The sequence below is a fragment of the Cupriavidus necator genome (assembly GCF_013141915.1).
GTDB lineage: Bacteria > Pseudomonadota > Gammaproteobacteria > Burkholderiales > Burkholderiaceae > Cupriavidus > Cupriavidus necator_B.
The window spans coordinates 23470-46175 of sequence record NZ_SROX01000015.1 but is presented as its reverse complement, the minus strand read 5'-3'; the positions used below and the strand labels follow the sequence as shown (position 1 = coordinate 46175).

25 protein-coding genes are annotated in these 22706 nt (G+C 65.4%); 18 read left to right on the top strand and 7 right to left on the bottom strand.

The features are described from left to right. Positions 1–249 precede the first annotated feature (249 nt). The 3 genes from E5S69_RS23545 to E5S69_RS23535 all read left to right on the top strand — a co-directional run bounded on the left by E5S69_RS23545 (position 250) and on the right by E5S69_RS23535 (position 2627). Positions 250–1386, top strand: a complete 1137-nt coding sequence (locus E5S69_RS23545; RefSeq protein ID WP_216621425.1) for a helix-turn-helix transcriptional regulator — start codon at positions 250–252, stop codon at positions 1384–1386. A gap of 198 nt (positions 1387–1584) precedes the next feature. After that, the gene (locus E5S69_RS23540) at positions 1585–2094 is read left to right on the top strand and encodes an ester cyclase (protein ID WP_171517004.1); all 510 of its coding nucleotides are present in this window, start codon (positions 1585–1587) and stop codon (positions 2092–2094) included. 20 nt (positions 2095–2114) lie between these two features. Continuing rightward, entirely contained in the window at positions 2115–2627 is a 513-nt protein-coding gene (locus E5S69_RS23535; protein WP_171517003.1) for a 2,4'-dihydroxyacetophenone dioxygenase family protein, read from the top strand. 19 nt (positions 2628–2646) lie between these two features. Here the strand turns inward: E5S69_RS23535 and E5S69_RS23530 are convergent, their stop codons facing one another. Continuing rightward, positions 2647–3240: a Crp/Fnr family transcriptional regulator gene (locus tag E5S69_RS23530; protein WP_236901420.1), complete on the bottom strand. Its 594-nt coding sequence runs from the start codon at positions 3238–3240 to the stop codon at positions 2647–2649. Between the two features lie 268 nt (positions 3241–3508). Here E5S69_RS23530 and E5S69_RS23525 point away from each other — a divergent pair, with 268 nt between their 5' ends. After that, complete coding sequence (locus E5S69_RS23525) at positions 3509–4855, top strand: MFS transporter (RefSeq protein WP_171517001.1); 1347 nt, start codon at positions 3509–3511, stop codon at positions 4853–4855. Between the two features lie 15 nt (positions 4856–4870). On the opposite strand, the gene E5S69_RS23520 is transcribed toward E5S69_RS23525, so the two are convergent. The 3 genes from E5S69_RS23520 to E5S69_RS23510 all read right to left on the bottom strand — a co-directional run bounded on the left by E5S69_RS23520 (position 4871) and on the right by E5S69_RS23510 (position 7359). After that, positions 4871–5944 carry a LacI family DNA-binding transcriptional regulator gene (locus tag E5S69_RS23520; RefSeq protein ID WP_236901419.1) on the bottom strand — a complete coding sequence of 358 codons (1074 nt, stop codon included), beginning with the start codon at positions 5942–5944 and terminating at the stop codon, positions 4871–4873. A gap of 102 nt (positions 5945–6046) precedes the next feature. Then, the gene (locus E5S69_RS23515) at positions 6047–6823 is read right to left on the bottom strand and encodes an SDR family NAD(P)-dependent oxidoreductase (RefSeq protein WP_171517000.1); all 777 of its coding nucleotides are present in this window, start codon (positions 6821–6823) and stop codon (positions 6047–6049) included. Then, the gene (locus E5S69_RS23510) at positions 6820–7359 is read right to left on the bottom strand and encodes a VOC family protein (RefSeq protein WP_171516999.1); all 540 of its coding nucleotides are present in this window, start codon (positions 7357–7359) and stop codon (positions 6820–6822) included. The genes E5S69_RS23515 and E5S69_RS23510 overlap by 4 nt, the downstream gene beginning before the upstream one ends. 204 nt (positions 7360–7563) lie before the next feature. Between E5S69_RS23510 and E5S69_RS23505 the strand changes: the two genes are divergently transcribed. From E5S69_RS23505 to E5S69_RS23495, 3 genes are all read left to right on the top strand, one after another. Further along, positions 7564–8529, top strand: a complete 966-nt coding sequence (locus E5S69_RS23505; RefSeq protein WP_171516998.1) for a Bug family tripartite tricarboxylate transporter substrate binding protein — start codon at positions 7564–7566, stop codon at positions 8527–8529. Between the two features lie 61 nt (positions 8530–8590). After that, a complete protein-coding gene (locus E5S69_RS23500; protein ID WP_171516997.1) occupies positions 8591–9025 on the top strand; it encodes an ester cyclase in 435 nt (144 codons plus the stop codon). A gap of 152 nt (positions 9026–9177) precedes the next feature. Beyond that, entirely contained in the window at positions 9178–9684 is a 507-nt protein-coding gene (locus E5S69_RS23495) for a 2,4'-dihydroxyacetophenone dioxygenase family protein (RefSeq protein WP_171516996.1), read from the top strand. Between the two features lie 163 nt (positions 9685–9847). On the opposite strand, the gene E5S69_RS23490 is transcribed toward E5S69_RS23495, so the two are convergent. The 3 genes from E5S69_RS23490 to E5S69_RS23480 all read right to left on the bottom strand — a co-directional run bounded on the left by E5S69_RS23490 (position 9848) and on the right by E5S69_RS23480 (position 11437). Beyond that, a complete protein-coding gene (locus E5S69_RS23490) occupies positions 9848–10048 on the bottom strand; it encodes an NUDIX hydrolase N-terminal domain-containing protein (protein WP_171516995.1) in 201 nt (66 codons plus the stop codon). A 148-nt stretch (positions 10049–10196) separates the two neighbouring features. Further along, on the bottom strand, positions 10197–10523 hold the full coding sequence (locus E5S69_RS23485) for a hypothetical protein (protein WP_171516994.1): 327 nt from the start codon (positions 10521–10523) through the stop codon (positions 10197–10199). Positions 10524–10555: 32 nt separating this feature from the next. After that, positions 10556–11437 (bottom strand): helix-turn-helix domain-containing protein, encoded by an 882-nt coding sequence (locus tag E5S69_RS23480; RefSeq protein WP_171516993.1) that lies wholly within the window; start codon positions 11435–11437, stop codon positions 10556–10558. Between the two features lie 242 nt (positions 11438–11679). On the opposite strand from E5S69_RS23480, the gene E5S69_RS23475 reads away from it, so the two are divergent. The 11 genes from E5S69_RS23475 (at position 11680) to E5S69_RS23425 (ending at position 22564) form a co-directional block, all read left to right on the top strand. Beyond that, the gene (locus E5S69_RS23475) at positions 11680–12918 is read left to right on the top strand and encodes an MFS transporter (RefSeq protein ID WP_171516992.1); all 1239 of its coding nucleotides are present in this window, start codon (positions 11680–11682) and stop codon (positions 12916–12918) included. A gap of 68 nt (positions 12919–12986) precedes the next feature. Beyond that, positions 12987–13835 (top strand): dihydroorotate dehydrogenase electron transfer subunit, encoded by an 849-nt coding sequence (locus E5S69_RS23470; protein ID WP_171516991.1) that lies wholly within the window; start codon positions 12987–12989, stop codon positions 13833–13835. Continuing rightward, positions 13828–14778: a dihydroorotate dehydrogenase gene (locus E5S69_RS23465; protein ID WP_171516990.1), complete on the top strand. Its 951-nt coding sequence runs from the start codon at positions 13828–13830 to the stop codon at positions 14776–14778. Before E5S69_RS23470 ends, E5S69_RS23465 begins: the two co-directional genes overlap by 8 nt. A gap of 16 nt (positions 14779–14794) precedes the next feature. Beyond that, a complete protein-coding gene (locus E5S69_RS23460) occupies positions 14795–16066 on the top strand; it encodes a Zn-dependent hydrolase (RefSeq protein WP_171516989.1) in 1272 nt (423 codons plus the stop codon). After that, entirely contained in the window at positions 16063–17139 is a 1077-nt protein-coding gene (gene pyrC, locus E5S69_RS23455; protein WP_171516988.1) for a dihydroorotase, read from the top strand. Before E5S69_RS23460 ends, pyrC begins: the two co-directional genes overlap by 4 nt. Next, complete coding sequence (aspA, locus tag E5S69_RS23450) at positions 17136–18557, top strand: aspartate ammonia-lyase (RefSeq protein WP_171516987.1); 1422 nt, start codon at positions 17136–17138, stop codon at positions 18555–18557. The genes pyrC and aspA overlap by 4 nt, the downstream gene beginning before the upstream one ends. After that, positions 18554–19249 (top strand): orotate phosphoribosyltransferase, encoded by a 696-nt coding sequence (locus E5S69_RS23445; RefSeq protein WP_236901418.1) that lies wholly within the window; start codon positions 18554–18556, stop codon positions 19247–19249. Before aspA ends, E5S69_RS23445 begins: the two co-directional genes overlap by 4 nt. An 85-nt stretch (positions 19250–19334) precedes the next feature. Continuing rightward, on the top strand, positions 19335–19520 hold the full coding sequence (locus E5S69_RS23440) for a hypothetical protein (protein WP_171516986.1): 186 nt from the start codon (positions 19335–19337) through the stop codon (positions 19518–19520). A gap of 18 nt (positions 19521–19538) precedes the next feature. After that, positions 19539–20606 (top strand): porin, encoded by a 1068-nt coding sequence (locus E5S69_RS23435; RefSeq protein ID WP_171516985.1) that lies wholly within the window; start codon positions 19539–19541, stop codon positions 20604–20606. Positions 20607–20900: 294 nt separating this feature from the next. Then, positions 20901–21173, top strand: a complete 273-nt coding sequence (locus E5S69_RS23430; RefSeq protein WP_171516984.1) for a hypothetical protein — start codon at positions 20901–20903, stop codon at positions 21171–21173. Positions 21174–21631: 458 nt separating this feature from the next. Then, positions 21632–22564: an MBL fold metallo-hydrolase gene (locus tag E5S69_RS23425; RefSeq protein WP_171516983.1), complete on the top strand. Its 933-nt coding sequence runs from the start codon at positions 21632–21634 to the stop codon at positions 22562–22564. Positions 22565–22706 lie beyond the last annotated feature (142 nt).

Sequence of the window (22706 nt, the reverse complement as noted above, 5' to 3'; positions counted from 1 at the left end):
GGAATGGACGATGAGGCGGCGGGCGGGGGCGGTACGATGGGATGCGGTGCAGGCGGCGGGGTGCGAAAGCGTCGGCACTTGCAACCGCCCCGCGCAATCGCACCCCTCTCCCGCGCAGTGGGAGAGGGGTGGGGGTGAGGGCCTGAGCATCCACGAAGTCAAGGCACAACGTGCTTGGCGGGCGCTCACCCTCACCCCCGGCCCCTCCCCCGCAAGCGGGAGAGGGGAGCAAACCATCGAGCCGCCATCATGCAGCCACCCCTCCCAGCCGCCGAGCTGAGCGCCCTGCTCGCCCAGCTCTATCAGGGCCCGACGGAAACCGTGCCCTGGGCCGGCTTCCTGGAAAGCATGCGCCAGCGACTGGCCGCCGCCTTCGTCACGCTGGTGCTGCGCCACCCCGCCACCGACCGCCCCGGCCTGATCGTCAACGCCTCCGACTACGGCCCCCACCTGCCGGGTGAGCCTTCATACAGCGAGCAGTACTACGCGCTGTGCCCCTTCCTGGACCTGCACCCCGACCGGCTCTTCAGCGCCGATGAACTGTTCGGCGAAGCCGCCTGGCTGGCGCATCCGTTCTACGCGCAATACCTGCAGCCGCTCGGCCTGCGCTACATCCTGGCCGCCAACCTGGTCACGCCGGATGGCGTGGAATGCGCGCTCTTCATCAGCCGCATTGCAACGGGACAGGACTTCGGCGGCGCCGAGAAGACGCTGCTGCAGGCGCTGCTGCCGCACCTGAAGCGCGCCGTCGACTTGCATGCCGCGCTCGACGTCCTTGCCTCCGAGCGCTCCCTTTACGCCGATGCCGTCGACCGCCTGCAGGTGGGCACGGTCATCCTGGACGAGCACGGCAGGTGCATCCGGACCAACGATGTCGCCGGGCGCCTGCTGCGCGCCCGCGACGGCCTCTACCTGGCGGACGGCGCGCTGCACGCGCATTGCCCGATGGAACACCGCAGCTTCCGCAAGATCCTGGAGGGCGCCGCGCAGGCCCACGCACTGGCCGCGCCGCGCAGCGAAGTCACCACGCTGAGCCGTCCCGCCGCGCCGACGCCGCTGAGCGTGCTGGTGCGGCCGATCCCGCTCAGCTACCGGACCGAGGACAAGGCCCGCCGGCCCGCGGTGGCCGTCTTCATCCGCGATCCCGCGGGCTCGCCGCGCAACACCCACGCCAGCCTGCGCAAGCTGTTCCACCTGACGCCTACCGAGATCGAACTGGCCCTGCTGCTGGTCGACGGCCTGACCCTCGATGAAGCCGCGGCGCGGCTTGGCGTGAAGAAGAACACGGCACGGGCGCATTTGCGCGGCATCTTTGCCAAGACCGGGGCGACACGGCAGGCGGTGCTGGTGAAGATGTTGCTGTCGAGCGTGGTGGGGATGGGCTGAGGGGCGGCCGCTACGCTTTGCTTTACAGCCCTCTGTGATGCACCCCCAGGCTGCTCGCAGCAGCGCCAGGGTTACTCCGGACTTCGAACTGCCAATCGGCGACAGTCTTGCCGGCACCGTCCGCAGAGAATGGTTGCCGGCCACCGTGCGCGACCGAGCGGCGGCGGCCGCTCAGCCAATCCGATGATGGAGACTTGCATGACCACCCCGCAAAGCCTGACACCACAGCAAAAACGGCGAGAGAAAATTGTCCGCGACCATTTCGCCGATGAGGTCAGGCAGGATTTTGACAAGGTCCTTTCAACCTTTCCGCACCCGCACTACGAACTCATCCCCAACGGCAATGTTTTCGACGGGACCGACGAGGTCCGCAGGTACTACAGCCAGAGCCGTCAGGCGTTTCCTGACCAACGCAGCGAGATCATCCAGCTGCGCCATACCGACGATGCCGTGATCGTCGAGTTCTGGCTACTCGGCACGCATCGCGGCACGCTGAATCACCTGCCGGCCACCGGCAATGCGTTTCGCTGCCGCATGATCGCCCTGTTCCTGTTCGACGGCGAGACGCTGACCTGCGAACGCATCTACTTCGATTCGCTGACAATGATGCGGCAGTTGCTCGCGGGACTGCCCGACGGCATGCGGACGCAGGCCATGCTTGGGATGCTGTCATCGCAGCCCGCCCACGCATCGGCGCAACCCGCCTGACCGAAACGGAGACAGCAACCATGGCCCTGCCCGCCGTTACGACCCATCAGGATCGCCTGCTTACCCTCAACACGGAGACCGCCGCGCGCTTGCCCACAGAAGTGCCCGGGGTCACCTTCACGCCGCTCTTCCTCGACCCAGAGCATGGCATCTGGGTGCTGTATGGGCGATTCGAGCCCGGCACCGTCCTGCCCAGGCATTTCCACACGGGAACCGTGCACTTCTACACGACCCGCGGCATGTGGCAGTACGCGGAGTACCCCGAGGACCCGCAATCCGCCGGCAGCTATCTCTACGAGCCAGGTGGATCGATCCACACGTTCACGGTACCCGCCGACGCCAGCGAAGCCGCCGAAGGATTCATGGTGGTGCACGGTGCCAACGTCAATTTCGCGGGCGACGACTACCACAGCATCATGGACGCGGGCGCCATCGAAACGGCTATCCTGGGTGCGGTCGGTGCAGGCCTGATGCCCATGCCGTGCTACATCCGGCCGAACGGCGGCGCCTCGTTCTCCGTACCGCCCGCCTGAAACCGAACGCCGCCGACCCTCAGGCCAGGCGCCGCAAGGCGTCCTGGTCCAGCACCGTGACGCGCCCGTACTCCAGGCGCAGCAACCGTTGCGACTCCCACTCCTTGAGCTGCCGGTTGATGCTCTGCCTCGACACGCCCAGCATCTGCCCCAGGTCTTCCTGCGATAGGCGCAAGGCCGAGCCAGTGTCCTCCGGCGCCGACAGCAAGTGGGCGTGCTGTGCGGACAGCAGCCGGCGCGCAAGCCGGACCGGCAGCGGCTGGAGAATGGTCTCGTCGATCCACTCCAGCGCCCAGCGGTAGCGCCTGCAGATCAGGCGGATAAACTCCATCAGGAAGTCCGGGCGCCCGTCGACGACTTCGTGAAACGCCTGCGCCGTCACGACCAGCAGCTCGCTGTCGACGACCGCTCGCGTGTCATAGACGCGCGGTGCGTCGATGAACAGCGATACCTCGCCAAACCATTGGCCGGGCTCCAGCATGCTGACCACGGCCTCGCGGCCATTCGATGCCGTCACGCTGACGCGGATCATGCCCCGCTCGACACAGAACAGGGCATCTGGCGATGACCCATACGTGAACAGCACCTCGCCTTTGGCCAGACGCCTGCGCATGGCACGGGTACGCAACAGACGTTCGAGTTCGGGCGACAGAAGTTGCGGGGCGGGGCCGGTGTCTGGCGCGTGAGCTGGCATCGGAATTCATGGACTGGCGGAGCTCATCAGAGCATAGCAAGGACGGATCGAGTCCGGCGCTTTCCAGTGGCAAGGGTTATCCCCCACCTGTGACTGCCAAAACGCGACAGTCTTCCCAGTCGCCTCCTCACGATAATCGGCGCAAGCGCACCACCATCCGCCGGCACACGACAACGAGAGGAGACCCATGCCATCGATCGCCCCTGCACTGGCCACGACCGACCACGCCGACCAGACCGACAACAAGCTGTTCCGCAAGATCAGTTGGCGACTGTTGCCGGTACTTTGTCTCTGCTACGTCTTCAACTACCTGGACCGTACCAACATCGGATATGCCCAGTTGCAGATGAAGGAGCATCTGGCATTCAGCGATGCCGTCTTCGGCCTGGGCGCCAGCGTCTTTTTCGTCGGCTATGCGCTGTTCGAGGTGCCGAGCAACATGATGCTGGCACGCATCGGCGTGCGTGCCACCCTGCTTCGCATCATGGGGCTATGGGGGCTGGCATCGGCCGCGATGATGTTCGTCGCGACACCAGCGCAGTTCTATGTCCTGCGATTCCTGGTCGGCGTCTTCGAAGCCGGCTTTGCGCCGGGCGTGCTGTACTACCTGACGCTCTGGTTTCCGCGCCGCCGGCTCGCCCAGGCCACCGCGCTCTTCTTCATGGCTTTCAGCCTGGCGCCCATTGTCGCGGGCCCGACGGCCGCCGCCATCATGACGTGGTTCGACGGTGCGCACGGCATGCGCGGGTGGCAATGGCTGTTCGTGCTTGAAGGCCTTCCCTGCGTCCTGCTCGGCATCGTGGCCTTCGCCACGCTGCCCGACCGGCCCGCGCAGGCAGCATGGCTTGACGCAGCCGAGCGCGCCAGGATCGAACACCTGCTTCGAGAAGACGCCCCAGCCGGCGGCACCCATGGCGCCGCCGGATTGCGTGCGGCCATGCGCGACCCACGCGTATGGGTGCTTGGCCTTGTGTCGTTCCTGGTCATCCTGGGCATCTATGCGCTGGCGTTCTGGAAGCCGACGCTACTCAAGGGGATGGGCCTGTCCATCATGCAGGTAGGACTGGCGGCAACCATTCCCGCCGCGTGCGGCGTCGCGGCTTCCGTGTTCGTCGGCCGCCACTCCGATCGTACCGGCGAACGCCGGTGGCACTTCGCCATCGCCGCGCTGGTTGCCGCGACGGGGCTGGTGCTGACAACGCTGTTTCCGCGCGATCCCGTTCCGGCCATCCTGTGCCTCACGCTGGTCAGCATCGGCACGTCGAGTGCCTTCACGGTCTTGTGGTCACTGCCTGCTGGCATCCTGACCGGACAGAGCGCCGCGGCCGGCATCGCCATCATCAGCACCGTGGGCGGCAGCGCCGGCATGGTGGCGCCCGCGGCGGTCGGCGCGATCAAGGCGGCTACCGGTAGTTTCGCGTTCAGCCTTTATCTGCTCAGCATGGCGCTGGTGCTGGCTGCGGTGATCCTGGTGACGTGGTTCCGCCCGCGTGAAACCAGACCGGTGGCACCACATTCGGTCGAAGTCGCCTAGTGGCACACTGGCTTGCTAGGTTTTGCTGGCGGGTGGCGGCGCGCAGGATTCGCGCATGACCAGTTGCGTGGTCAGTCGCACTGGCTGCCCCCGCGGTTCCGTTGCTTTGGCGCGATCCTCGCCGCTGCCGATGGCCCGCAACAGGATTTCGGCCGCGGCCGTCCCCACCGCCTCGAGGTCCCAGCTGATGGTGGTGATGGCCGGCGAATACAACTGCGGGAGATCGCCGTCGCCCACGCAGACCAGGCTGACATCGTCCGGCACGCGATGGCCGGTCTGTCGTGTCGCCTGAAGCACGCCGGACAGGATCCGCGTGCCCAGGCAAATGAATGCCGTGGGCCGGTTCCTGGCGGAAAGCAGCGCCAGCGCGTCGCTGAAGGACAGGTCCATGGCCGAGCGGCTGGCGCGTACGAGGGTTTCGTCCACCGCGACGCCGCGCTCGGCCAGGGCCGCGCGATAGCCATCGATGCGTTCGCGGCCGGGCCGCAATGCGGCATCAGACGTCATCAGCGCGATGCGGGTGTGCCCCAGGTCGAGCAAATAGCGGCAGGCCTCGCAGGCACCACGGAAATGGTCCACGTGAACACCGGAACCGCTGGCGCCAAAGTCGCGGTCCATGGCCACAACGGCCAGCTCGCGCGAGATCTCTTCAAGATAGGCAGCCCGTTCCACTTCGCAGGGTCCGAGAATCAGGCCGTCGACGCGCCGCCGGCGGAACAGGTCCACCATCAGTTCTTCCTGGGCCTTGCTGTTGTGCGTATTGCCTACCACCATGGCGTAGCCTTCGCGCTGCAGGCGGCTCTCCACTGCAGTAATGATGCGGGCATACAACGGGTTGGCAAGGTCGGAGACCAGCAGGCCCACCACGCCGGAGGTGCCGGTACGCAGGCTCTGCGCGATAGGATCGGGCGCGTACGCCAAGGCCTTTGCCGCCCGCTCCACGGCCTGGAGGGCCGCCTCGCTTACCGGGCCGCTGCGATTGAGCGCACGCGAAGCGGTGCCCAGCGACACGCCGGCTGCGCGCGCCACGTCTCGAATGGTGACGCGGGCTGGCATATCGGGATGACTGGTGCGCGGTCGGCGGCTCATCTTGGATCCTGGCGGGAGAATGCGGGCCGGCGGCAGTGCGGCCACAGGCGCCATTGCCCGCGATTATCACCGAAATCCGCGGACTGCCGCTTCACGGCGCTGTCAGTACATGGCGCGTCCGCCGCTGATGTCGAAGGCTGCACCGGTACTGAAGCTGCAGCGTGCCGAGCACAGCCATGCAACCATCTCGGCCACCTCTTCGACCCGGACAAACCGCTTCATCGGCACGCGTTCCAGCAAGCGTGCCTGCAGTTGCGCACGCTGGCTTTCGTCATGCACGCCAAAGATGTCGGTATCCGCCGCGCTTGGCGTGATGCAGTTGACCAGCACGCCGGTCTCGGCCATTTCCTTGCCAAGGCTCTTGGTCATCGAGATCAATGCCGCCTTGGATGCGGCATAGGCGCCGGCGAACGGGTTGCCCTCCTTGCCCGCGATCGACGCGACGTTGACCACGCGGCCATAACCCTGTCGCACCATCGCCGGCACGACCGCCTGCGCGCAATGCAATGCGCCGAAGACGTTCACGTCGAAGACGCGCTTCCATTCGTCCACCGAGGCATCGATCGTGGGGCCGCTGCGCCCGAGAATCGCGGCATTGTTGACCAGCGCCGCCGGAGCCCCCAGCGCTTGCGTGGCTTGCGCGAGAGCCTGGTTGACCCCGGCACGGTCGGTAATGTCGACCGGGACGGCCAGCACGGTCGCCCCGCTTGCCCGCAGCGCTTGCGCCGCGTCTTCGAGCGCCCCGGCATCGCGGTCCCACAAGGCGACGGCGAAGCCGTCGCTGGCAAGCCGGGTGCCAATCGCCAGCCCGATGCCCCGCGCGGCCCCGGTCACCACCGCCACGCGGCGCCCTGGCTCCCTGCGTTCGCCAGCGGTCATTGCGGCGCTCCGATGCGGCGGATCGGCTCCGTGCCGTTCCAGTCTTTCGCCGCCGCCGCGATCATCGCGAAATACTCACCCTTGCCACCGGCCATCTCCGAGATTTCCACGATGCTGCCCGGCAGGTCGGCATGCAAGTAATAGGCAAAGCGGCCGCGCATTCCCATGCGGCCGCCATGCCCCTCCACATAGCCGCGCGCGCGCAGCTGCCCGGCGAACTGGTCGAACCGGTCGTCGGTCCAGTAGGCAATGTGCTGCATGCCCTCGCCGGCGGCCTTCAGGGCATCGAGATACAGCGACGGGGCGTGGTTGCGTTGCTGGATCAGCTCGATCTGAATGCCGCCCGAGTTGGCCAGTGCGATCGACAGGTCCGGCAGCGCCGACGCCTGGCCGTAGTAGCGGAACTCCGTTGTGCCCACGGCTTCCTTGTAGAACCACGGCCCGACGCCAAGCACCTCGCTCCAGTGCCGCATGGCCTTCTCGATATCGCGCACCACGTAGCCGATCTGGCGTACGCCACCAAACTGCGAGCTCATTCCTTTCTCCTTGTCTTGGACATTGGAAACGTTTCCATTTCGGAAGTGTAGTAGGGAGGCACGTTTGCGCCGCCATAGCGTTTACCATGATTGCCGCTGTCATGGGTGTCCACCAAACTTTTATGGAAACGTTTCCAATAGTGATGGAAAAGTAGATCGCGAACCGCCGCATCGCAGAACCGGCGGAATCCCATGGAGACTGATATGAACAAGTTCTTCGCCGGCGCTTTGCTCGCCATTGCCGCCACCGCCGTGCAGGCGGCCGAGCCTGCAAGCCGCTATCCGGATCGCCCGGTCCGCATGCTGCTGCCCTTTTCGGCCGGGGGCGGCGGCGACACCCTTGGGCGCCTGCTTGCCGAGCGCTTTGCCGCGCACCTCAAGCAACCGGTGGTGGTGGAAAACAAGCCGGGCGCGGCCGGCACGATCGGCACGCATGCGGTGGCCACCGCCGCCCCTGACGGTTACACGATCATGATTGGCGGCATGTCGACCCATCAGCTTGCACCGGCCACCTATGCGAGGCTGCCGTATGACCCGCTGCGTGATTTCCAGAGCCTCGGCGCGATCGGCAGTTCGTCGATCGTCATGATTGCCGCCAACCAGTATCCCGCCAATAACCTCAGGGAACTCGTCGCGCTATCGCGCAAGAACGCCACGCCAATCCAGTACGCCAGCTGGGGCGCGGGATCGACCGGCCACTTCTGCGGCGAGGTACTGAGCCAGAAGGCCGGCATTCCCCTGCAGCATATCCCCTACAAGGGGACGTCCCAGATCGTCACCGATATTCTCGGCAACCATATTTCCGTAGGTTTCGTAGACATGGTCACCGCCACGCCGTTCGTCAAGGAGGGCAAGGTCAAGGCGCTCGCGGTATGCACTCGCCGTTCGCCAAGCCTGCCTGACGTCCCCAGCTACAAGGAACAGGGCGTGGACTTCGACCGCGAACTGACCTGGGTCATGTATGTGCCCGCCAAGACGCCCAAGGCCATCGTGGCCGAACTCTCCCGCGTACTGGAAACCACGCTAAGGGAACCGGAGGTCGTGAGCAAGCTCTTGTCGCTGGGCATCACGGCCAAGTATGTGCCGGGCCCCGAGCAGCAGGCGGCCAACGCCCGCGACATTCCAATGTGGAAAGCCATTGCCACGCAGGCCAAGATCAAGCTGGACTAGCGACGGCATCCGGCACGCTTCACCTTATTTTTCGATTCCAACACCTCTCCAGGAGTTATCCATGTCCGCTGCCCTCGGCCAGGCAAGAATCCAGACTGTACGAGACCATATGGCCCTCGAATGCGTGCACGACTGGGACGCCGTCATCAATACCTTTGCGCACCCCCGCTATGAAATGCACGGCAGCGGTACAGTGTTCGACGGCGAGACCCAGGTGCGCGGCTACTTCGACTCGTCGCGCATTCCGTTTCCCGATCTTCAGAACGAAATCATCGCCATCGCCGCCGCCGACGACACGGTACTGGTGGAGTTCTGGCTCCAGGGAACGCATCTCGGGCCGCTCCAGGCCAACGGCAAGACCTTTGCGCCGACGGGCCGCACCTTCCGCGTTCGCATGGCGGCCACATTCGAGTTCGCGCCCGGCTCGGACAAGATCATCTGCGAGCGCCCCTATTCGGCGCCCGACGCCAAGCTGCGTGCGCTCGGGCTGCTGTGACGGCAGCGGGTGCAGAGCGAAGAAGTATCGCGCTGCATGCCCGATACAGAAATCGTCGTGGACAGCAGGCTGTATCGTCGAGCCGCCTGCGCCCCCCAGGAACAACCCATGCCCGCCACGCGGTGCGGCATGGCCTTCAGGAGCTTTGCATCATGGCATTGCCTAACGCTTTCACCCATCAGGACCGCCTGCTGACCGTCAACATCCATGATGCCGTGGAGTTTCCCGGCTCTGAAGCGGGTTCCACCATCATCCCGCTGTTTCTGGATCGCGAGAACGGGATATGGGTGCTCTACGGAAAATTCGAGCCCGGTACAACCCTGCCGCCGCACTTCCACACCGGGACGGTCCACTTCTTCACCACCAAGGGCGAGTGGAACTACGTCGAATATCCGGAAGACCGGCAGACTTCCGGTAGTTACCTCTACGAGCCGGGCGGATCCATCCATACCTTTGCCGTGCCTGCCGACGCGAAGGAGGCTGCCGAAGGCTTCATGGTGGTCTACGGTGCCAACGTGATCTTCAAGGACAACGAGTACCAGGCCGTCCGCGACGCTGGCGCGATCGAGGACGGCATCCTCAACGCCGCCAAGGCGATGGGGCTGCCCACCCCGCGCTATATCCGCCCCAATGGCGGCGCCACGTTCTCTCGCGACTGAGGGAGGGGCCGCGTACCTCCGGCATGCCTTCACCCATGAAGGCATCCGCGCGAGAGGGCGGGATGTCGGGCAGAGGGGCCCGACGGGTGTGCGCAGGCAGGCCCCGGGGATTCAATCAAAAAGCGTCGGCAGGCCAGGATTGGCGCGAAACTGGAAGGCGCGCTCAATGTCCCAGCAGGATCTGGTCGTTCTCAATGACTGCGCCGCGGACATCTACCCTTGGCGTCGGGTGCGCTCTGGCATCGGGAGAAAGCTCCGCGATCCGCTTGATGGGCAGCGTGTAGCGCCGCGACAGCATTTGCCGGGCGATGAGCTGGACTTCTTCGTAGCGCTCGGTATCGTATTTGTCCTTCGCATAGGCCAACCCGGTCGATGGCCTGCAGCCGCTTGGCATACGTCAGCCAGTCTTGCTCCATGTTTCGCTCCAGAAAGAAAACCGCAGGCGGGCGTGGGCCCGCCTTCGCCGAGTCCCATGGGTTCAGTGGGAGAAGCCTGAGGCCCCTGAGCCAACCTTAAAAGAGCTGGCGCCGACCATCGTAGTCGAGAACGATCTGGTTCATCGCAGCCACCAGTGCCGGATCGCCACCGTCGAGCGATTGCTCGATCGCGCGCATATAGCCCAGCAACTGCGCCTGCGCGGCATTGGCAACCTCGGTGGTGATGCCTTCGTCGTCATGCAGAATCACATACGATCGTGCGAAGCCATAGATCAGGAAGTAAGCCGCGGCGTGGCGCGGATCGGCGGATATCAGCGCCAGCGACTGTTGCTTGACCTTGAGAAAGGCGTCCGTTCCCGGAACGCTGTTGGCGAATTGCTCGGTAACCGTCTTAAAGTCCATGGGATGTCTCTCAGGGGAAAAAAGGGAATCGTTTAGACCTGCTGCAACATGCGCCGCAACAGGCCAGCGCCGTCGGGACCCTTGTAGGCGCGCTGCCAGAGAGCCTCGACCATATTGGTGTAAAGCGCCACCGCCTCTGGCGCGGCGGTCACCGAGGCGATGCCGGCTGAAATGTTGGGAAACTCGCCGAAGCGGAATGGGCTGATGGCGACGTATGAGCCGGTGGGCCGCTCGAAGACCTGGAACGTGGCGTTCGGCATGCTTTCGTTGACGATGCCGATCTGCATGCCTGCATACTGCTGTTCAAGCAACACGGCAATGCGCTCCACCTCAGCGCGCGCCGCCAGCGACCGCTCCATGCGGGTCGCGGGCGGCAGGTCCATCCTGCCGATCAGCCCGAAATGAACGAAACGTTCGAGCTCGCGCAAGCCGATCAGGCTGAGGATTGGCGCAGGTTGCGACGCATAGGATTCCTTCCGCTCGCGCAGCAAGGCCATGGTTGCCTGGACCCGGCCGTCATCGTTGTCGCCGCTCTCTTTCAGCATCTGCTCGAGATAGCGCTCGTAGTCCGGCGAGGTCAGCAGGAATGAAATCGGCTCGAAATGCGCCAGGATGCGGGTAGCGCCCTGCTCTAGCTGGCGCATCCGTTCGATGTAGGCGATGGCCGACGGGTAGTATTCCGTGCCGGCGCCCAGCAGCGATTCCAGCGAGGTATCGAGGATGCCGGCCAGGCGCTCGAGCGTCTCGATCTTGACGATCTCGCCCTTCTCCATCCGATAGACCGCCGCCCGCGAAATGCCCAGCACTTCGGCGACCTGCTCGGCGCGCAGTTGCGCGCCGAGACGGTAAGCACGCAGCCGCGCCCCCAGTGCCTCGAAGTCGATGCCGCACGTGCCGGTGGCGCGACGTTCCATTTCAGTCTCAATAATTAGATTTCTGCCACTATAGCATGGGGCAGCTCCCCTGCGCATCGCCCATGCAGGGAGGCTAGGGAAAAACCCGGAGGTGCCGCGAAAACGCTTGCCATCCCTTCATGCGCCGCATAGTCTAAAAAAAAAGATTTTCACTGCGAAGGCGCCGGCCCGGCTTACCCCCCGAGGCGACGGCAGCGACGCAGTGCTTTTTGATAGCCTTCCAGTCTAAAAATGGAGACAGCATGACCAGCCAGCCCCTGACCCAACCCGTAGCTGCGACGGAGGCGCCAACTTCTGCCTACGCGTGGAAAGCCCTGGCGGGATCCGCCATCGGCTACGCCATGGACGGGTTCGACCTACTGATCCTGGGCTTCATGCTGCCGGCGATCAGCGCCGCGCTTTCACTGACGACCGGCCAGTCCGGCGCGCTGGTGACATGGACGCTGGTCGGCGCCGTGGCCGGCGGCATTATCTTCGGCGCGCTGAGCGACCGCTATGGTCGCGTCCGGGTGCTCACGTGGACCATCGTGCTGTTCGCGGTATTCACCGGCATGTGCGCCGTGGCGCAGGGCTTCTGGGACCTGCTGGTCTACCGCACCATTGCCGGCATCGGCCTGGGCGGCGAGTTTGGCATTGGCATGGCGCTGGCCGCCGAGGCTTGGCCGGCCAGCAAGCGTGCGCGCGTGTCGTCCTATGTCGCGCTGGGATGGCAATCGGGCGTGCTGATGGCCGCGCTGCTGACGCCCTTGCTGTTGCCTGTGGTGGGTTGGCGCGGGATGTTCGTGGTCGGGGTGCTGCCGGCGCTGGTGGCATGGTTTATCCGCAACCGCCTGCACGAGCCCGAAGTCTTCGTGCGCAGCGCGCGCACGGAAAAGAAGCCCAATGCATTCAAGCTGCTCGTCGCCGACGGCAAGACCACGCGCACCAGCCTGGGCATCGTGGTCCTGTGTTCGGTCCAGAACTTCGGTTACTACGGCATCATGATCTGGCTGCCGACCTACCTGTCCAAAGCGCTGGGCTTTTCATTGACCAAATCGGCGTTGTGGACCTCGGTCACTATCGTCGGCATGATGTTCGGTGTCTATGTCTTTGGCCACCTGGCTGACCGTATCGGGCGCAAGCCGACCTTCCTGATCTTCCAGGCAGGCGCGGTGGCGATGGTACTGGCCTACGCCAGGTTGGCCGACCCCATGACCATGCTTTGGGCCGGTGCGGTCATGGGCATGTTCGTCAACGGCATGATCGGCGGCTACGGCGCACTGATCTCCGAGGCCTACCCCACCGCGGCACGCGCCACGGCGCAGAACGTGCTGTTCAACATTGGCCGAGCGGTGGGCGGGCTTGGGCCGATCGTGGTCGGCGCCATCGCGGCCGCGTATTCGTTCCAGCTTGCGATCGCGCTGCTCGCCAGCATCTATGTGGTCGACATGATCGCCACCATCTTCCTGATCCCCGAACTGAAGGGCGTGGAACTGGAATAACGCCGGCGCCCTCCAGGCATTCCTTCGCTGCGCCGTCCGGCGCAGCACCATCCTCAGGAGTCACCAACATGTGTGCCACTGTGTGTAGCGCGGATTCCGCGGCTACCGTAGCCTCCTATCGCTGTCGGATCGTTGAACATTACTGGGTCAATCAGCGCTACAAGTACCTCCGGCTGCAAGCGGATGCCCCGATCGCGCCGCTGACCCGGCCCGGGCAGTTCTACCAGCTAGCTTGCCCCGCCACTGCCGACGCGCAGCCGTTCCTGCTGCGGCCGATGAGCGTCTATGGCGCCGGCCCGGAAAGCGGGCGCATCGAATTCCTCTACAACGTCACCGGCGTCGGCACGCGGGCGATGGCGACCCTGCCGGTTGACGGCCATCTGGATATCGTCGGCCCGCTCGGCAATACCTTCTCGTTCAAGCCGTCGTTCCGGCGCATCCTCGTGGTCGCGCGCGGCGTCGGACTGGCAACGATGGCGCCGTTGATCCGCCAGGCCGCCGAGGCCGGCACCGCCATTACCGCGATCATGTCGGCGCGTAGCGCGGGCGACCTGATGGAGAAGGAATTCCTGCGCGGCGCCAGCGCCGAGGTGCACGCCGTGCTCGATGCCGACGGCACCTCTTCGGTCGAGGCGGTCGAGGCCCTGGCCCGCCGCCTGATCGACACGCAACGCCCCGATGCGGTCTACACCTGCGGCTCGCATCGCCTGCTGATGCTGCTGCAGCGCGTGCTGCAGGACCATCCCGGCATCCAGGGCGAAGTTGCCATGGAGCAGCGCATGGCGTGCGGCATGGGCGTGTGCCTGTCGTGCGTGCGGCTGTTCGATTGCGACGGCGACAAGCAGTTCCTGCGCGTCTGCCGCGAGGGTCCCGTTTTCAAGATTCGTGAAGTGGTTGGGGAGGTGGAATTTGGCTAATCTGACTGTCCGGGTTGGCGACCTGACGTTGCGCAACCCCGTGATGCCCGCATCCGGCTGCTTCGCCATCGAGTACCGCGAGGCGATGGATCTCAACCAGCTTGGCGCGCTGGTCATCAAGAGCGTCTCGCCGAAGCCGCGCGCGGGCAACCCCACGCCACGCGTGGCTGAGACCTTCAGCGGCATGCTCAACTCGATCGGCATCCCGAGCAAGGGACTCGATTACTACCGCAAGGAAGTCCTGCCCGCCTATACGGAGTACGACACCCCGGTGGTGGTATCGATTTCCGCCGATACCGCCGATGAGTTTGCCGCCGCTTGCGAAGAGATGTCATTGCCGGAAGTGGACGTGATCGAAGCCAACATCTCGTGCCCCAACCTGGAAGCGGACGGCATGGCCTTCGCCATGCTTCCCGAGACCACCTACAAGGCAGTTTCCGCCATCCGTCGCCGCACCCGGCACCCGTTCTGGGTCAAGCTGACGCCCAACGCCGGCAATATCGCCGCGGTGGCCCGCGCGGCCGAGGAAGCCGGCGCCGATGCGATCGTGATGGGCAACACCGTGCTGGGCATGGCGATCGATATCCGCACGCGCAAGCCCAAGCTGGGCAATGTGATGGGCGGCCTGTCCGGGCCCGCGATCAAGCCGATTGCGCTGCGGCTGGTGCACCAGTGCTATCGCGCCGTGCGCATTCCCATCATTGGCTGCGGCGGCATCCAGAGCGCCGATGACGCGGTCGAATTCATGCTGGCAGGCGCGTCCGCGATCCAGGTCGGCACCGCCTCGTTCCGGGACCCTGCGGTCATGCAGAAGATCATCGACGGGCTCGGGGCGTATTGCGACCAGGCTGGCGTCGCCTCGATCCGCGACCTGACCGGGCAGGTGATCCTCGACCGCCAGCTCAGCGACCGCTGGCTGCGCTTTGCCCAGCAGTCGGGTTGAGCAACGGGACGTAGCCATGGACATCCTGGAACTCAAGCCGCTGGCCGAGCAGTTGTTCGCAGACATCGGCGCGCTGTCGTTCGATGGCGTCGGCATTACCCGCGACAGCTATGGTGCCGGCGAATCGGCAGCGGTCGACTACCTGCGGCGCTTTGCCGGGAAGCACGGGCTGCAAGTGCAGAGCGACCGGGCCGCGAACCTTGTCTTCACCCTGCCCGACGAGGACGCTGGCGCGCCTGCCGCATGGGTCGGCTCGCATATCGATTCCGTTCCCCAGGGCGGCAACTTCGACGGCCTGGCGGGGATTGTCGCCGGCCTGCTGTGCCTGCTCGCGCGAAAGACGCAAGGCGTCTCGGGTGCCGCACCGCTGCGCGTCATCGCCTTCCGTGGCGAGGAAAGCGCCTGGTTTGGCAAAGCCTACATGGGATCAGGCGCCGCGCTGGGCAAGCTGACCAACTACGACCTGGCGCTGAAGCACCGCAGTTCCGGCAAGGCGCTCGCGGAGTGCATGGCGGCCGCGGGCGCGGACATCGAGGCCATTGCCGCACAGCAACCCTTGTTCGACCGCGCCGCGGCGGCAGCATTTCTTGAACTGCATATCGAACAAGGTCCGGTGATGGTGGCACGCAAGCTGCCGGTGGCGGTGGTGCCCGGCATTCGCGGCAACGTGCGGCACAACCTGATCACCTGCCTCGGCGAAGCCGGCCATTCCGGCGCCGTGCCGCGCTGGCTGCGCAAGGATGCGATGTTTGCCGTGGCCGAACTGATCACGCGCCTCGACGAACACTGGAAGGTGCTGCTGGAACGCGGCATCGACCTGGTGGTGACCACGGGAATCGTGTCCACCGATCCCGCCGAGCATTCGATTTCCCGGATTCCGGGCAAGGTCGGTTTCAGCTTCGAGGCGCGCAGCAAGAGCGTGGACACGCTGGAAGGCTTCTACCAGTTGCTGCGCACGGAATGCAAGGCCATCGGCCGCGACCGTGGCGTGCATTTCGAGTTCGACCGCCGCATCGAATCGGCGCCGGCGACGATGGACCCGGCGCTGTCGGCCCTGTTGCGCGACGCGTGTGCCGGCGCCGGCGTGCCGGTCGAGATGGTGCCGAGCGGCGCCGGGCACGATGCCTCGCTGTTCGCCAATGCCGGCATTCCCACCGCCATGCTCTTCGTACGCAACGAGCACGGATCGCACAATCCGGACGAGGCGATGGACCTGGACGATTTCATGCTCGGCACGCAAGTCATGTATCGGGCACTTGAAGGCATTCCATCCGGGGGACAGGCATGACCGTGCAGACCCTGACCATCCGCCGCCCGGACGACTGGCACCTGCACCTGCGCGACGCCGACCTGCTGCACGCGGTGCTCCCGGCGTCGGCCGGCCAGTTCGGCCGTGCCATCGTGATGCCCAACCTGAAGCCGCCGGTGACCACCGCGGAAGCCGCCATGGCCTATCGTGAACGTATCCTTGGCGTATTGCCGCCGGGGTCCGAGTTCACGCCGCTGATGACCTGCTACCTGTGCGACACCACCGATCCGGCGGACATCCGCGCCGGCTTTGATGCCGGTGCCTTTGTCGCCGCAAAGCTGTATCCCGCCGGCGCCACCACCCACTCCGAATACGGCGTGACGTCGATCGAGCGCATCGCCGGCGTGCTGGCTGTCATGCAGGACATCGGCATGCCGCTGCTGATCCATGGCGAAAGCACCGATCCGGCGGTCGATGTCTTTGACCGCGAAGCCGTCTTCCTGCACGCCACGCTGCGGCCATTGCTGGCCCGCTACCCGCGTTTGAAAGTGGTGCTGGAACACATCACCACCGCCGAGGCCGCCGACTTCGTCATGCGCGACCCCAGCGGCAGGCTGGCAGCCACCATCACGCCGCAGCACCTGATGTTCAACCGCAATGCCATGTTCGCTGGCGGCATCCGGCCGCACCAATATTGCCTGCCGGTACTGAAGCGCGAGCGGCACCGGCTGGCGCTGCGGCGCGCCGCCACCTCGGGCTCGCCGGCATTTTTTCTCGGCACCGATTCGGCGCCGCATGACACCGGCGCCAAGGAATCCGCATGCGGTTGCGCCGGCATCTTCAGTGCGCCCGTCGCGCTGCAGGCCTACCTGACCGTGTTCGACGAGGAAGGGGCACTGGATCGCTTCGAAACCTTCGCCAGCGACAACGGCGCGCGCTTCTACGGCATGCCGCCGAACCAGCAGACCATCACCTTGCACCGCAGCCCCACGCATGTGTCGGAGCAGATCGATTTGCCGGACGGCCGCCGCATCCGCCCGTTCCTTTTCGGCGAGACGCTGCCATGGACGCTCGCCTGGCCGGACCATCCCCCTTATCGGATCGCATCATGACCCATACCTATCGCACCGAAGCCGACCTGCTTGGCGAACGCCAGGTGCCGGCCGACGCCTACTACGGCGTCCACACCCTGCGCGCCTGGGAGAACTTCCAGATCAGCGGCACCCCCATCTCCTCATGGCCGGAACTGATCATTGCGCTGGCCTCGGTCAAGCAGGCCGCCGCCGAGGCCAATGCCGAACTCGGCCTGTTGCCGGCCGACCTGCGCGACGCCATCCTGGCTGCCTGCCATGACGTGCGCGAAGGCATGCTGCACGACCAGTTCATTGTCGACACGATCCAGGGCGGCGCCGGCACGTCGACGAACATGAATGCCAACGAGGTCATCTGCAACCGCGCGCTGGAACACATGGGGCACCGCAAGGGCGAATACCAGTTCCTGCACCCGAATGAGCACGTGAACATGGCGCAGAGCACCAACGACGTCTATCCCACGGCGCTGCGCATTGCCACCGACTTTGCCATCGGGCACCTGCTGGAAGCGATGGAAACCCTGCGCGCTGCCTTTGACCGCAAGTCGAATGAATTCTCCGGCCTGCTTAAGCTCGGCCGCACCCAGTTGCAGGATGCGGTGCCGATGACGCTCGGCCAGGAGTTCTCCACGTATGCGGTCATGCTCGAGGAGGACATGGCGCGCCTGCGCGAAACCGCCCTGCTGATCCGCGAGATCAACCTCGGCGCGACCGCGATCGGCACCGGCATTACTGCGCATCCGGACTACGCGCCCAAGGCCTTGTCCGCATTGCGGCGGATCACCGGCATCGACCTGTGCCTGGCCCCCAACCTGGTGGAAGCCACGCAGGATTGCGGCGCCTTCGTGCAGATTTCGGGCGTGCTCAAGCGCATCGCCGTCAAGCTGTCCAAGACCTGCAATGACTTGCGGCTGTTGTCGAGCGGGCCGCGCGCCGGCTTCGGCGAGATCAACCTGCCGCCGATGCAGGCGGGATCGTCGATCATGCCGGGCAAGGTCAACCCGGTCATCCCGGAAGTCGTGAACCAGATCGCCTTCGAAGTCTTCGGCAACGACATCACCATCACCTTTGCCGCCGAGGCCGGCCAGTTGCAGCTCAATGCGTTCGAGCCGGTCATCGCCGCGAGCCTGCTGCGCAGCTTCCGGCATTTGACCAATGGCTGCGTGACGCTGGCACAAAAATGCGTCGACGGCATTACCGCCAACCCTGAACGCCTGCGCGAGACCATCGAGCGTTCGATCGCACTGGTGACGGCGCTCAATCCCGTGATCGGGTACAAGAACGCGACCTCGGTCGCCGCCGAGGCCCATGCCCGGGGCACCACCATACGCGAAGTGGTACTGGCACGGGGCCTGATGACCGCCGAGGCGCTCGACGAAGCCTTGCGCCCCGAAACGCTGATCCGGCCGCGTCCCGACAAGCTGGAGGGCAAGCCATGAACGGGGGCGTCTTCATGCACCGCCATCGCAATGCGCTCACGCTCCAGAAATCGGTCGGACGAGCGCTGCTCGAGGCCGGCTGCGTTCGCTTCCGCGGCGACGAGCCATTCCGCCTGCCCTCGGGTTGGGCCAGCCCGGTCTATATCGATTGCCGCCGGCTGATCTCCTACCCGGCCTTGCGTCGCGCGCTGTTGCAGCGCGGCCTGCAATTGTTGCGCGAGCGCGGCCGTCTGCAAAGCATCGACGTGGTCGCCGGCGCGGAATCGAGTGGTATCGCGTTCGCCGCGTGGGTCGCCGAAGCGCTTGACCTGCCGCTGGTCTACGTGCGCAAGGAAGCCCGCGGCCTCGGCCCCGCCGCCCAGGTCGTCGGCGACCTCCACGCCGGCGACCGCGTGCTGCTGGTCGACGACATGATGGCTGCGGGCCGGTCCAAGGCGATCTTCTGCGCGGCACTGTCCGACGCCGGCGCGGTCGTGCAGGACCTCCTGGTCCTGTTCGACTACGGCACGTTCCCGACGCAGGCGGCCCTGTCCCGCTGGCGGCCGGACGTCCATGCCCTGGCTACGTGGCGCGACATCCTCGACGCGGCGCGCGATGTCCGCGAAGTCGCAGCAGCACACCTCGCCGAGCTGCAAGCCTTCCTGGCAGACCCGCCACGCTGGTCCGGCCAGCACGGCGGTATCGCCGCCTAGGTCTCCACCACCAACCGTTTCCCAGCCTCTCGCCCGTCATGCACGGGCGGCGGCCCCCTTTTCCCGATTTTCCTGAATCCCCGCCATGGACGACGCCTTCAAGCAAAGCGCCCTCGCCTATCACCGCAGCCCCACGCACCGCCTGGCGCCCGCGGTCGCCCAGGCGGCCATCGAGGCCGGCGTCGCGCGCCGGCCGATCGCGGACATGGCGGCCTATCGGGCGCAACTCGCGGCACGTCGGCTGCAAGCCTTCCCACACCCCACCAACTGAAAACAATCGGAGGAGACCATGCATCTGAAAGACCGGGCCCTGGCGACAGCCGCCATGGCCGCCAGCCTTGCGCAGCCTGCACTGGCCCAAGCGGGCGTTAGCCTTTACGGCCAGGTCGACGCCTTCGTCGGCAGCACCCGCGCCGCGGGCGGCGAGCGTAGCCCGATCCTCGGCGCGGGCGGCATGCAGACCTCGTACTGGGGCATGCGGGGCACCGAAGAGCTGGGCGACGGGCTCAAGGCCATCTTCGACCTGAATGGCTTCTACCGGGTCGACATGGGGCGCTCCGGTCGCTCCGACACCGACGGCTTCCTGACGCGCAGCGCCTATGCCGGCCTGCAATCGTCGCAGTACGGCACAGTGCGGCTCGGCCGCAATACCACGCCATACTTCCTGTCGACGATCCTGTTCAATCCGCTGGTCGATTCCTACCAATTCGGCCCATCGATCTTTCACACCTACAAGACGGCCTCCGACGGACGCGTGTTCGACCCCGGCATCGTCGGCGATTCGGGGTGGTCGAACTCGGTCGTGTATTCGTCGCCAACGGCCGGCGGCCTGACCGTGAACCTGATCTATGCGTTCGGCGAGCAGCCGGGCAGCACCGGCCAGAACAAATGGGGCGGCAATCTCACTTACTTTGCCGGCGGCTTTGCCGCCACAGCCGCGTTCCAGCAGGTCGGGTTCAACACCGTGCCCGGCGACGTCACGACCCCCGCGGCGCTCACCGGCTTCGACAAGCAGACCGCGGCGCAGCTTGGCGTCAGCTATGACTTCGGTGTCGCCAAGCTGTTCGGGCAGGCACAGTACATCCTTACCGCGGTCAACGGCGCGCAGGGCGATATCCGGCACGCCAACGGGCAGGTCGGCGTGTCGATTCCTGTCGGGGCTGGCAACGTGTTGACCTCGTACGCCTATGGCAGCACACGCAACGATGTGGCCGGGATGGGCCGGCATTCGGCCGCCGTTGCCTATGACTACAACTTGTCGAAGCGGACCGACCTGTATGTCGCGTATTTCTACGACCGCTTGACGGGGCAGCCGCATGCCGAGACGATAGGCGCCGGCATGCGGCATCGGTTCTAAGCTGGTGGCGACTGGACAGGGTTGGCGCAGAACGCCCTGGTGATGCGGGGCTACCGAATGGCGCCGCGCCATGACCGATCTGCGCACGCCCTCCCTGGCCTGCGGCTGTACTGATGTGCCTGAACGATAGGGATGACAAGGCAAGCGGACCGGCCTCTCGCAATCGCTTTGGCTCAGGGTTTTGCCGCTAACAATCCATTACAAACACGGCGATCGGTTTGCGCTATTCTCCGCAGCCAACATGACGCGGCCAGCGCTGGCCACTGACCCACCAGGCCCGAGGCCGGAGAACTTATGACGAGGATCTGCTCGCTTTTCGTGACGGTCGTGGCCGTGCTGGCAACCGCGGGCACCGCCCATGCGCAGCATATCGTCGGTGGGATGGGCGAAGTAGTCAGGATCGGCGCTTTCTCCGAGCCGGGCCAGGCCAGCGGCAACCGTGGCTTTGCTGCCGACAGCCGTGCCACCAAGGCAGGCCAGCAACGAACCCGCGCCGCAAGCCAGCAGCCACGACGGGCGGACGCACGGGCACCGGCCGGATTGCTGCCGGGAAGACATCTGCCCTGACGGCTGGCAGGCGTTCCCGCAAGGGAATAGCTGACACAGCGAGGCCAGCGGAAATCGAGATCCGATTTCCTGCGGCCACTGCTACAGCGGATCAAACAGCGCTCTGGCGACGGCAGCCGCTCCTGCTTCTGGCCGCTTCCTCATTCGTCATCGACCGTCTGCCTTGCGCCAACGCGAACGCCGTCTGCTTCGAACGATGGAGCTTGGCTTGCAGACGGTCGCTCAATATACCTTCCGCTCGCTTTGCCTCTCATTGCCTGTCCGTCGTGGATTGTTTCCGTTCGGTCAACATACTGAAGGCCTCCGCGAGGCTACTGGCGTTCGCTCCCCCTGCCTACAATCGGTTGCAACGATGGTCGCACAAGACGTGCGACGGTCGAGAAGCATGTCCGCGCAACGAAGCGGAACGCCCTGCCGCCTGATGCGGCTTTCCCACCCGATTGACAGGACTACTGAAGATGAGCGAAACCACCCGCAATGTGCAGCCGGTTACCGCCAGGCTTGGCAAAGAAGGTTCCGGCGAACTTGTGCCATCCCGCTACGCCGTGCGCGTGGGCGACGTCGACGTCGTGCTGATCAGCGATGGCATTCTGCCGCTGCCGACCTCTACCATGTCCACCAACGTGAGCCAGGCGGACCGCAACGAATGGTTCGATGGCCGTTTCCTGCAACGTGACATGTTCGACTGGGCGCTGAATATCGCGCTGGTGCGCAGCGGCGAACGCCTGATCCTGATCGACTCGGGCGTGGGCGACGGTTTTGAATATTTCACGCGCGCCGGTCGGTCGGTGATGCGCCTGGAAACGGCGGGTATCGACCTGGCTGCGATCACCGATATCGTGATCACCCATATGCACATGGATCACGTCGGCGGACTGAACGTGGATGGCGTCAAGGCCAAACTGCGCCCGGACGTGCGGATCCACGTAGCGGCGGCGGAAGTGGCGTTCTGGAAGAATCCGGACTTCAGCAGGACGGTAATGCCGGAGGCGGTCCCTCCGGCGTTGCGCAAGGCTGCCGCACGATTCGCGGAGCTCTACAGCGAAAACATCGTGCCGTTCGACCAGGCAGTGGAAGTCGCCGCGGGCGTGTCGGCACGCGTAACCGGCGGGCACACGCCAGGGCACTGCGTCGTGGACGTCGCATCGAACGGCGAGAAACTGACGTTCGTGGGCGACGCGATTTTCGAAGTCGGCTTCGACCACCCCGAATGGCAAAATGGCTTCGAGCACGATCCCGAAGCGGCTGTGGCCGTCCGTATCGCGCTGCTCAACGAAGCCGCGGAAACCGGCGCCCTGCTGGCCGCGGCCCATGTCGCATTCCCGTCCATCGGCCACATTGCAAAGAACGGCAAAGTCTTTCGCTTCGTGCCCGTGCAATGGGATTACTGATGGATGGGCGACGACCCACCGTGGTCGTATAGATTGCCAAGCGCGGCACGCGCAGCGACCGCAAGCCAGGCGTTCAATGCTTGACTCAGGATAGCTGTCGTCCCTGGAGGGCAAGACAGGTTCTCCGCTCGCGCGGCGGAGA

Bases quoted from the DNA above. Each gene is read 5' to 3' on its own strand.
- E5S69_RS23530 (WP_236901420.1), bottom strand. From the start codon at position 3,240: ATGCGCAGGCGTCTGGCCAAAGGCGAGGTGCTGTTCACGTATGGGTCA.
- E5S69_RS23520 (WP_236901419.1), bottom strand. From the start codon at position 5,944: ATGAGCCGCCGACCGCGCACCAGTCATCCCGATATGCCAGCCCGCGTC.
- E5S69_RS23505 (WP_171516998.1), top strand. From the start codon at position 7,564: ATGAACAAGTTCTTCGCCGGCGCTTTGCTCGCCATTGCCGCCACCGCC.
- E5S69_RS23510 (WP_171516999.1), bottom strand. From the start codon at position 7,359: ATGAGCTCGCAGTTTGGTGGCGTACGCCAGATCGGCTACGTGGTGCGC.
- E5S69_RS23485 (WP_171516994.1), bottom strand. From the start codon at position 10,523: ATGGACTTTAAGACGGTTACCGAGCAATTCGCCAACAGCGTTCCGGGA.
- aspA (WP_171516987.1), top strand. From the start codon at position 17,136: ATGACCCATACCTATCGCACCGAAGCCGACCTGCTTGGCGAACGCCAG.
- E5S69_RS23475 (WP_171516992.1), top strand. From the start codon at position 11,680: ATGACCAGCCAGCCCCTGACCCAACCCGTAGCTGCGACGGAGGCGCCA.
- E5S69_RS23445 (WP_236901418.1), top strand. From the start codon at position 18,554: ATGAACGGGGGCGTCTTCATGCACCGCCATCGCAATGCGCTCACGCTC.
- E5S69_RS23470 (WP_171516991.1), top strand. From the start codon at position 12,987: ATGTGTGCCACTGTGTGTAGCGCGGATTCCGCGGCTACCGTAGCCTCC.
- pyrC (WP_171516988.1), top strand. From the start codon at position 16,063: ATGACCGTGCAGACCCTGACCATCCGCCGCCCGGACGACTGGCACCTG.
- E5S69_RS23435 (WP_171516985.1), top strand. From the start codon at position 19,539: ATGCATCTGAAAGACCGGGCCCTGGCGACAGCCGCCATGGCCGCCAGC.
- E5S69_RS23480 (WP_171516993.1), bottom strand. From the start codon at position 11,437: ATGGAACGTCGCGCCACCGGCACGTGCGGCATCGACTTCGAGGCACTG.
- E5S69_RS23525 (WP_171517001.1), top strand. From the start codon at position 3,509: ATGCCATCGATCGCCCCTGCACTGGCCACGACCGACCACGCCGACCAG.
- E5S69_RS23460 (WP_171516989.1), top strand. From the start codon at position 14,795: ATGGACATCCTGGAACTCAAGCCGCTGGCCGAGCAGTTGTTCGCAGAC.
- E5S69_RS23545 (WP_216621425.1), top strand. From the start codon at position 250: ATGCAGCCACCCCTCCCAGCCGCCGAGCTGAGCGCCCTGCTCGCCCAG.
- E5S69_RS23430 (WP_171516984.1), top strand. From the start codon at position 20,901: ATGACGAGGATCTGCTCGCTTTTCGTGACGGTCGTGGCCGTGCTGGCA.
- E5S69_RS23535 (WP_171517003.1), top strand. From the start codon at position 2,115: ATGGCCCTGCCCGCCGTTACGACCCATCAGGATCGCCTGCTTACCCTC.
- E5S69_RS23425 (WP_171516983.1), top strand. From the start codon at position 21,632: ATGAGCGAAACCACCCGCAATGTGCAGCCGGTTACCGCCAGGCTTGGC.
- E5S69_RS23495 (WP_171516996.1), top strand. From the start codon at position 9,178: ATGGCATTGCCTAACGCTTTCACCCATCAGGACCGCCTGCTGACCGTC.
- E5S69_RS23500 (WP_171516997.1), top strand. From the start codon at position 8,591: ATGTCCGCTGCCCTCGGCCAGGCAAGAATCCAGACTGTACGAGACCAT.
- E5S69_RS23540 (WP_171517004.1), top strand. From the start codon at position 1,585: ATGACCACCCCGCAAAGCCTGACACCACAGCAAAAACGGCGAGAGAAA.
- E5S69_RS23440 (WP_171516986.1), top strand. From the start codon at position 19,335: ATGGACGACGCCTTCAAGCAAAGCGCCCTCGCCTATCACCGCAGCCCC.
- E5S69_RS23515 (WP_171517000.1), bottom strand. From the start codon at position 6,823: ATGACCGCTGGCGAACGCAGGGAGCCAGGGCGCCGCGTGGCGGTGGTG.